Annotated in this window: 8 protein-coding genes; 5 read left to right on the plus strand and 3 right to left on the minus strand. The window is 42.7% G+C overall.

The features are described from left to right. The first annotated feature begins 185 nt into the window (after positions 1 to 185). Positions 186 to 1,433: a hypothetical protein gene (locus tag AKG39_RS17905; protein ID WP_050741774.1), complete on the plus strand. Its 1,248-nt coding sequence runs from the start codon at positions 186 to 188 to the stop codon at positions 1,431 to 1,433. A gap of 97 nt (positions 1,434 to 1,530) precedes the next feature. Here the strand turns inward: AKG39_RS17905 and AKG39_RS17910 are convergent, their stop codons facing one another. Then, positions 1,531 to 1,998, minus strand: coding sequence for a pyridoxamine 5'-phosphate oxidase family protein (locus AKG39_RS17910; protein WP_050741775.1), 468 nt, complete (start codon positions 1,996 to 1,998; stop codon positions 1,531 to 1,533). 217 nt (positions 1,999 to 2,215) lie between these two features. Here AKG39_RS17910 and AKG39_RS17915 point away from each other — a divergent pair, with 217 nt between their 5' ends. Further along, on the plus strand, positions 2,216 to 4,132 hold the full coding sequence (locus AKG39_RS17915; RefSeq protein ID WP_050741776.1) for an oxidoreductase: 1,917 nt from the start codon (positions 2,216 to 2,218) through the stop codon (positions 4,130 to 4,132). A 76-nt stretch (positions 4,133 to 4,208) separates the two neighbouring features. Here AKG39_RS17915 and AKG39_RS17920 read toward each other — a convergent pair whose 3' ends face one another. Then, the gene (locus AKG39_RS17920) at positions 4,209 to 4,703 is read right to left on the minus strand and encodes a rubrerythrin family protein (RefSeq protein ID WP_050741777.1); all 495 of its coding nucleotides are present in this window, start codon (positions 4,701 to 4,703) and stop codon (positions 4,209 to 4,211) included. Between the two features lie 180 nt (positions 4,704 to 4,883). Next, positions 4,884 to 5,552 carry a GTP pyrophosphokinase gene (locus AKG39_RS17925; RefSeq protein ID WP_050741798.1) on the minus strand — a complete coding sequence of 223 codons (669 nt, stop codon included), beginning with the start codon at positions 5,550 to 5,552 and terminating at the stop codon, positions 4,884 to 4,886. Between the two features lie 429 nt (positions 5,553 to 5,981). On the opposite strand from AKG39_RS17925, the gene AKG39_RS17930 reads away from it, so the two are divergent. The 3 genes from AKG39_RS17930 to budA all read left to right on the plus strand — a co-directional run bounded on the left by AKG39_RS17930 (position 5,982) and on the right by budA (position 8,348). Further along, positions 5,982 to 6,485, plus strand: coding sequence for a GNAT family N-acetyltransferase (locus AKG39_RS17930; RefSeq protein WP_050741778.1), 504 nt, complete (start codon positions 5,982 to 5,984; stop codon positions 6,483 to 6,485). Continuing rightward, on the plus strand, positions 6,485 to 7,477 hold the full coding sequence (locus AKG39_RS17935) for an alpha/beta fold hydrolase (protein WP_050741779.1): 993 nt from the start codon (positions 6,485 to 6,487) through the stop codon (positions 7,475 to 7,477). The genes AKG39_RS17930 and AKG39_RS17935 overlap by 1 nt, the downstream gene beginning before the upstream one ends. An 88-nt stretch (positions 7,478 to 7,565) precedes the next feature. After that, a complete protein-coding gene (gene budA, locus AKG39_RS17940; RefSeq protein WP_050741780.1) occupies positions 7,566 to 8,348 on the plus strand; it encodes an acetolactate decarboxylase in 783 nt (260 codons plus the stop codon). Positions 8,349 to 8,403 lie beyond the last annotated feature (55 nt).

Consider the following 8,403-nt stretch of genomic DNA (forward strand, 5'->3'; position numbering starts at 1 on the left):
ACTCAAAAGAATCGAACAATGGTTGCTTTGATGTCAGTTTTCACAAACAATTTTGTAACGTCGAGGCGGACATCTCGAAGAGTGTCCGACGTAGAGTGGAGAAATTGTTTCGTGCGAAACTGGCAGCGAAGCTCACGGCAGTTTCGCAATTACCTAAAATTATATTATTTAAAGGAGAAAGAAAAATGTTTAAAAAAATAAGTATGTCGGTTTTAATGATGGTGCTGCTGCTGGCAATGGCGGTAACCACCGCATTTGCAGCAACGAATGATATGAGTGCATACCAGGATTCCTCAGGGAATATTGATATTACTGAATCACCGGTACCCAATACCCAGTTTATGTTTGCGGGTTCCAACGTGGTTGCCAATTCGATTTTTGACACCACCACGCTTTTCGCAGGCAGTGCCGTTACCCTGGATGGGGAATATAACGGAGATGTCTTTGTGGCTGGAAACTCCGTTATCGTCAATGGAAAAATAAACGGTAATCTGTACGCCACAGGAAATATGGTCACCATTAACGGTGAAGTAACACGTGACGCCTTTGTGGCCTGTAATGAGCTGACCATCAGTAATACTGGAATCATCAGCCGAGATCTCTTTATCGGAACCGCCACTGCCGTCATTAACGGAACAGTTGGCCGAAACCTTCGCGCTGGGGTAGGGAATCTCACACTGAATGGTCTGATTAACGGATTTGTCGAAGCAGAAACAGACCAATTAACTATTAGCAGCAATGCGGTGATTACTGGACCAATCGATAATCGTAGTGAAAACCAGGCAATTGTAGCAGCCAATGCCACGGCCCCTGCAGTTAATTGGGAACAAGTAACCCAGGAACAACAGGCTCCTGAAAAACAGGGAAAAAGTGTGGGTTCCATTCTGTTGTCCATCATTACCCAGTTTGCCTTTATTCTGGTGATTTGGCTACTGATTACTTTTCTCACCAAGGATTTCAACGACAATACTCGGATTATGGCCAAAAAGCATATTTTGGTATCCCTGGGCATCGGCGCCGGTTTTCTCTTTCTGAGCCCACTAATTATTATTCTGTCTTTTATTATTTATGCACCTTTTGGAGTTGCCATGACCTGTCTGATAATTGCCGGAATGATTCTGGCAATGCCGGTGGCAGCGGTTGTCTTTTCCAAGCTCCTGACAGGTTACTTTAATAGTAAAATGAAACCATTGCTGAGCTCTTTTGTTTCGGTTTTAATCATTGCTGCAGCAGTGATTATCCTAGGATTCATTCCGGTTGTGAATTTCCTGGTGGGATTATTCCTGGTTGTAATGGGTATTGGATTCATCGGATACAATATTTTATTCACCAACAGAAAATTGAAGGAAGAAAGATTAGAAGCGGACGAAATGCTCATGATTGATGAAGTTATTGATGCTGAAGAGAGTTCCACAGAAGATAAAATCAAGTAGAAAAAATAATGTTCATTCGTAAAGTAAAAGGGGTTGGCGCAAGTTTTCTTGCGTCAACCCCTTTTTTAGCGGAACTGCTGACAGGGTAAACAGTAAATCAGTATTTTTTCCCGGAGTATTCAGTCAGCCGGATTTCAATAATTTCGGTCTGAGCCATAACCCGTTTATCATAATTAAAACCCTCTTGTTCGGTTTGGCGTTTCATGATGGCATCCAAAGCATGTACTTTATCCTTTTCGGCATCAAGAAAAACTGCTTCTCCGTTGCCAATAAAACTTTCAAAGTGGCAGCTGTAATTACAGCCGTTTTCGCCGGTGACAATTTCTTTTATGGTATCGATCTCGATGCAAATCTGGCTGTTGCTTTTCATAACCTCAATTTTACGGCCTTCCTGGGCACCATGAAGATAAATGGTGATGGCTTCATCCACAACTTGATACCCGAAATTCATGGGTATGACATAGGGTTTTCCATTGTCAACCATTCCAACCCGACAGACCTTAGATCCATTAATAATTTCTAAAAGTTCCTCTAACTCCGTTACTTTGCGATTAGCTCGACGCATTTTCTTCCTCCCGTTCGATATTGTTATTTTCATTCTAACAATTTTCGAATAAAGTGTCAAGAATGTTACGTCAGTATTATAATTTATCGTAATCGCCCCAGATTAAAATAACAACAAAAGGTTTAAAACCAAATTTTATGTCTATATTCATAAGGAATCCTAAAGACAGCTTTATTTGCTTTAGGCTGTGATCGAATAAAAGAGGAGGAATAATTAAATGAAGTTCAGTAAATTGTTTAGTCCGATTCATATTGGCAACCTGGAAATTAAAAATCGCGGAGTGATGCCGTCCATGGTGACCAACTTTTGCAATGAGGATGGCTCAGTTTCAGACCGTTTTATTGCCTATCATGAAGCCCGGGCTAAAGGCGGTGTGGGCCTGATCATTGTTGAAGCCGCCTATGTAAACCCCTGTGGAAAAGGATTTATCAATCAAATTGGCATTGATCGTGATGAACTGATACCCGGTCTTAAAAAGTTAACCGATCAGATACATAGCCATGATACAAAAATAGCCATTCAGATTTATCATGGCGGGCGCCAGGCCAACACCCAGGTTACCGGTATGCCTTTGGTGGCGCCATCGGCTATCGCCTGCCCGGTGATGCAGGCAATCCCTCATGCTTTGGTGCTCGAAGAAATCAAGTACATGGTCAAGGATTTTGCAGATGCCGCCGAGCGGGCGCAAAAGGCGGGGTTTGACGCCGTGGAAATTCACGGTGCCCACGGGTATTTACTCAATGAATTCTTGTCGCCGGCAACCAATCACAGAAATGATGAATACGGCGGTAGCATAGAAAACAGACAGCGTTTTCCGCTGGAAGTAGTGGATGCGGTTCGGGCCCGGGTCGGAGATGATTTTCCGGTGATTTATCGGATTACCTCCGATGAGTTTTCACCAGAAGGTCTGACCATTTTTGATACCGCCGATTTCAGTAAGGTATTGGTGGAACACGGAGTGTCAGCCATTAACGTTTCAGGAGGTACCTATGTGTCAGGCCGCACCGCCAGCGGTGCCGAAGATATCTTAGGGGTTTATGTGGAAAATGCCGGGATTATCAAAGAAGTCATTAATAATGCGGTGCCGGTAATTGTGGCCAATCGCATTAAAACACCTAAATTTGCGGATGATGTTATCGGCAATAGAAAAGCGGATATGGTGGCAACCGGCCGGACCCTGATCTGTGATGCCGATTTCTATAATAAGGCCAAAAATCATATTGATGATGAGATTCGGGGATGTTTAAGCTGTAATCATTGTATGAGTGAGCTTATGAGTGGGGTTCCTATTTCCTGTATTTACAACCCCTTAACCGGACATGAACAAGAATACGACTTGTCTGTTTTATCGGAAACCCCCCATTCCATTATGGTTGTGGGTGGTGGACCAGGAGGCATGGCCGCAGCCCATATTGGGGCGCTAAAGGGCCACTGTGTGACTCTTTATGAACAAAGTGGCCACTTAGGAGGCAATGTTCTACCGGGCACCAAACCTCCGAATAAATCGGAAATGTTCGCACTGATTGACTATTACACTACGGTATTAAAAAAGAACGGCGTGGATGTGAAGTTCAATACCAAAGTCGATCTGGACATGATTGAAAATGAAATGCCGGGTATGGTGATAGTGGCTACAGGTTCGTCCCCGATTATTCCGAAAATTCCGGGAGTGGACAATGAGTATGTGCTCACCGCTGAGGATGTTTTGATGAGTCCCGAAAAAGCGGGGAATAAGGTAGTGGTAATCGGCGGTGGTTCAGTGGGGATTGAAACCGCGGAATTACTGAGCCACCAGGACAAGGACGTATCGGTTATAGAAATGACTAATGAAATTCTAGGAGATATGGCGCCAATGCTCAAAGCCGGTTTGATGGTCAGGGCAGCTCAAACAAGAATGAAGGTGATGACCGGGGAAAAAGTCGTTGAAATCAAGGATCACAAGGTGGTTACGGATCAGCGGATCTTTGAAGGGATTGATACCGTTGTTCTGGCGGTGGGTTATGAACCGGATAATGCCCTGGCCGCAGCGTTAAAAGAAAGCAAGGTCCCTTTTATTGTCATCGGGGATGCGGTTAAACCGCGAAAGATTTTCGAAGCGGTGAAAGAAGGGTTTGAAACAGCCTATAAGCTTTAATAAAAAAAAACAAAAATTCCTGCCAGTGAATCCGGCAGGAATTTTTGGTCTTTTGAAAGCCTATTATTTGATGGCTTTAGTATTTAATGAACATGGATCCGGGTACGCCGCAGATTGAACATTTATCAGGGACTGCTTTTTCGATATTGCCGCAAACCGGGCATAGGTAATAAAATATTTCCTCGGTTTGATCAACATTTTCCAGAGCTTCCTGATATAAACGGGCATGAACTGCTTCTGCTTTTAAGGCGAAGGTAAAAGTTCGGATTGCTTCCTGATTGCCTTCAGCTTCGGCATCCTTCAGGAATTCAGGGTACATTTCCTGATATTCATGATTTTCTCCGGCAACGGCATCCTTAAGATTTTCTGTGGTTGACTTGATTTTACCAGCTACTTCGAAATGCTTGAGGGCATGTAAGGTTTCAGCATCGGAAGCTGCCTGGAAAAGTTTAGCGGCATTTATTTTACCATCAGCCGCTGCTTTTTTAGAATAGGCAATGTATTTTCGATTTGCCTGAGATTCTCCTGCGAATGCCGCCATAAGATTGTTAAGTGTTTTTGATTCTGCCATGTGTTTTTCCTCCATTTAATTTGATTTATAAAATTGTGACAAAAGTACAATTTGTTGATAACTATTTGTAATTAGTAATCATTACAAATAAGAAATTAACATAAAAAATAGTCTTTGTCAAATATTTTTTTAAATTTAGAATATTAATTGAGGCTTTAAATGATTCTCTGTGTGTTTTCCCTAGGCATCAAGAAATGTCTCTGATTTAATTTCTTTGTAAATGGTCTGCATTTCAACATCCAGGTGGGTAATGGATTCAGCACAGGATTTAAGCCGATCCCGGAGGTCTTCGGATATTTCATTCTGGGTTTTATATTTAAGCTGATGTTCCAGGCTGGCCCAGAAATCCATGGCGATAGTGCGAATCTGAATTTCCACCGGAATGGATTCGGTTCTTTCGGCTAAAAATATGGGAACCAGAACGATGAGGTGGAGACTGCGATAACCATTTTCCTTTGGATTGGTAATATAATCGGTTTTGCGAACCAGAGTAATGTCATCCTGACGGAGCAACAGGTTAGTGATGCGGTTAATATCGTTTAAATAATTACAGATTACCCGAACTCCGGCAATATCGGTTAAGTTTTTTCGAATGGAATCAAGGCTGACCTCTAATCCCCTTCTTTTTAATTTTTCGACAATGCTTTTGGGGGCTTTTAAACGGTATTCCATATGATGGATCGGATTGTGGTCATACCGGGCTTCAAATTCTTCGTCCAGTATTTCAAGCTTGGTTTTTATTTCTTTGATGGCTGCCCGATAAACCTGTTGCTGGAGAACAAAATCTTTTAGGTTCTCATTGATTTCCAGTTCTTCGGAAAAAAGTATTTCTGTTGAATTGATTTGCATGGTTTTTGTCACTTTTTCATCGTTAAGGATAAAAATGCCTTTCTCTTGTAATACAAAAAATCGAATGGAATAATTGTCGGTAAAAAAAATACTGGAATCTATCAATTTAATGAATAATTTTACCGACACGTTATTCTATTCCTCAAACCTTAGATATATGTTAAAAAGGTCATCTCCCAGTTAAAATCTTTTATTTTAGGGGTTGCCATATTTATATCTGGTTATCATTCTACTATACTTTCAGTGATTTGGATGGATATTTTTGATTTATTTACTGTTGAGCGTTGAAATAGCTATTTCCTGGAAAGTTGCACATTTTTCAATAAAGTGTTTTCCGGTATTGCGGGCCTATCATCCTAATGCTATACTGTGAGCGAAGCTCACGGTAGTTTCGCAATAACCTAAAATAATAAAACAAAGGAGAATAACATGAATATCACATTGGAACAATGGAAAAGTGAATTTATTTCCGGGGTTGCCAAATACGCAAATAATAAAAAGATTGCCGATAACCTCAGAGACGCGTTTCCTTTTCCCTATACGGATACGGATGCCCAGTTTTATGTGAATGATTGCATTGAAAAGGGTGATGACAATCAACTTTGCCGAGGCATTGTCGTGGATGGGGAATGTGTGGGCAGTATTGGTATCTTTGTGCAGAATGATGTTTACCGAAAAAGCGGTGAGCTTGGTTACTGGTTGGGTGAGCCCTTTTGGAACAAAGGGATTATGAGCGCTGCCATAAACCAGATTTGCGAAGAAGCCTTTGAGCATTTCGGAATTATTCGGATCTTTGCAGAGCCTTTTGCCCATAATATCGGCTCACGGAAAGTTCTTGAAAAAGCTGGTTTCACATTGGAAGGTGAAATGAAAAACAGCGTTTGCAAGAATGATAAGATTTATGATTCCTGTCTGTATGCCCTCTTAAAATAATGAACAAAAGCAGAAAATGGCTGAAACGTATTGCTTTAGGTATTGGCAGTATTTTTGTCGTTTTGAGTATTCTTCCGTATCTGATTGGGGTTTCAAAACCCGAAGACCTTTCAGGTATGGGGTTGCCCTTTAATGAAAGTCGGTTTGAAAACGTTGACGGAGTCTCCATTCATTACCGCCAGTGGCAGCCGGATCAACAGACTATCAAGGGAAAAGTCCTCTTGGTTCATGGCCTCGGAGGTTCTACTTTTTCTTGGAGAAATAATATTCAGGCCCTTAGGGATGCCGGTTATCTGGTTGTGACCGTTGATTTGCCGGGATTTGGATACAGCGACCGATCACGAGGAATCGACCACAGTCAGAAAAATAGAAGCACGATTTTATGGGGACTACTGGATACGATCGATGGGACATTGAGTGCTGAGAGTACAGCCATGGACTGGGTTTTGGTTGGGCATTCCATGGGTGGGGGAACCGCTGTGGCTATGACACTGGAATATCCGGAGCAAACCAAGGCCCTGGTACTGGTTGATGGGGCAGTTTTTGAGAATAATCCCGGGTTTGTTTCAAAGCTCCTCATTTATCCGCCACTGGCTCGGTGGGGGCAGGTGATCCTTCAAAATTATGTGTTTCAGTACAACCGCATTGAGACGTCCCTGGCTTCAGCCTACGGCCGTACGCCAACACCTGAAGAAATGAAGGCCAATCTGGATCCATTCCTTCTTCCCGGGACAACCTATGCCATGATTGATCTGCTGCGCACCGCTAAAAACGAGACCGTTGAAGAATTAAACACTGTGGATGTGCCGGTATTCGCTATTTGGGGGAGTAATGATACCTGGGTACCCGTAGAACAGGCAAAGTGGATTCAGGAATTATTACCGCAGATGAAGCTTACCTTTATTGATGGCGCCGTTCACACTCCCATGGAGACACATTCGGAAGCCTTTAATCAGCAGCTGATCAGAGATCTGGAAGAATTGGATCAATAAAACTAATTTATCTTAGGTAATTGCGAAACTGGCAGCGAAGCTCACGGCAGTTTCGCAATTACCTAGTAATTTATCTAAAAGGAGATTTATGAAAACTAAAATCAAGCTCACGGTATTGTCGGTGGTATGTTTGTGTGTATTGTCCGGGTGTGCAAATACATCCGGTAAAGAATTATCCCGGGACACCTTATACCAGGTTTCCACTATCAGTTCGCTACTCGCCGGAAATTATGACGGCTTTCAGAGCTTTGGCGAGCTGAAGGAACACGGTGATGTGGGAATTGGGACCTTTAACGCTCTTGACGGTGAACTGGTGATGATCGATAACACCGTTTATAAGGTTAAATCCACCGGTGCGGTTGAGGAAGCTTCAGACACGGATACCACACCCTTTGCGGCGGTGACCTATTTTGACGATGACGCCACCCAGGAGCTGACGGCTGCCGCAAATTTGGCCGTACTGGAGCAGGAGCTGGACAAACTCATTCAAAACAAGGATCTGTTTTATATTTTCAAGGTAGACGGGACCTTTAAGACCATTAAAACACGATCCGTTCCCATCCAGGAAAAACCCTATCCGGTCTTATCCGAAGCGGTTAAAGAACAGTCCGTTTTTGACTATACAAATATCACCGGAACCTTAGTCGGTCTGTGGTGCCCGGAATATATTGGCGGTGTCAACGTACCCGGATATCATCTTCATTTTATTTCCGAGGATCGCACCAAGGGCGGTCATTTGCTGGATGTGAGCTTTGATCAGGCCCAGGTATCGGCGGATGCCACAGATGGCTTTGTAATGACTTTGTCACCCATAACCCCGGAAGGGTCGGTAAAAGATCTGGACAGTGAAATCGATGCGGTTGAAAAATAGATGTTTATGGATTGGTTAATAATTTAATAAGACTATCAAAAAACAATCATCGCTT

Origin of the sequence: Acetobacterium bakii, assembly GCF_001263355.1 — a bacterium.
GTDB lineage: Bacteria > Bacillota > Clostridia > Eubacteriales > Eubacteriaceae > Acetobacterium > Acetobacterium bakii.

Excerpts from the sequence above, each read along its gene's own strand:
- AKG39_RS17905 (WP_050741774.1), top strand. The coding sequence starts at position 186 with ATGTTTAAAAAAATAAGTATGTCGGTTTTAATGATGGTGCTGCTGCTG.
- AKG39_RS17910 (WP_050741775.1), bottom strand. The coding sequence starts at position 1,998 with ATGCGTCGAGCTAATCGCAAAGTAACGGAGTTAGAGGAACTTTTAGAA.
- AKG39_RS17915 (WP_050741776.1), top strand. The coding sequence starts at position 2,216 with ATGAAGTTCAGTAAATTGTTTAGTCCGATTCATATTGGCAACCTGGAA.
- AKG39_RS17920 (WP_050741777.1), bottom strand. The coding sequence starts at position 4,703 with ATGGCAGAATCAAAAACACTTAACAATCTTATGGCGGCATTCGCAGGA.
- AKG39_RS17925 (WP_050741798.1), bottom strand. The coding sequence starts at position 5,552 with ATGCAAATCAATTCAACAGAAATACTTTTTTCCGAAGAACTGGAAATC.
- AKG39_RS17930 (WP_050741778.1), top strand. The coding sequence starts at position 5,982 with ATGAATATCACATTGGAACAATGGAAAAGTGAATTTATTTCCGGGGTT.
- AKG39_RS17935 (WP_050741779.1), top strand. The coding sequence starts at position 6,485 with ATGAACAAAAGCAGAAAATGGCTGAAACGTATTGCTTTAGGTATTGGC.
- budA (WP_050741780.1), top strand. The coding sequence starts at position 7,566 with ATGAAAACTAAAATCAAGCTCACGGTATTGTCGGTGGTATGTTTGTGT.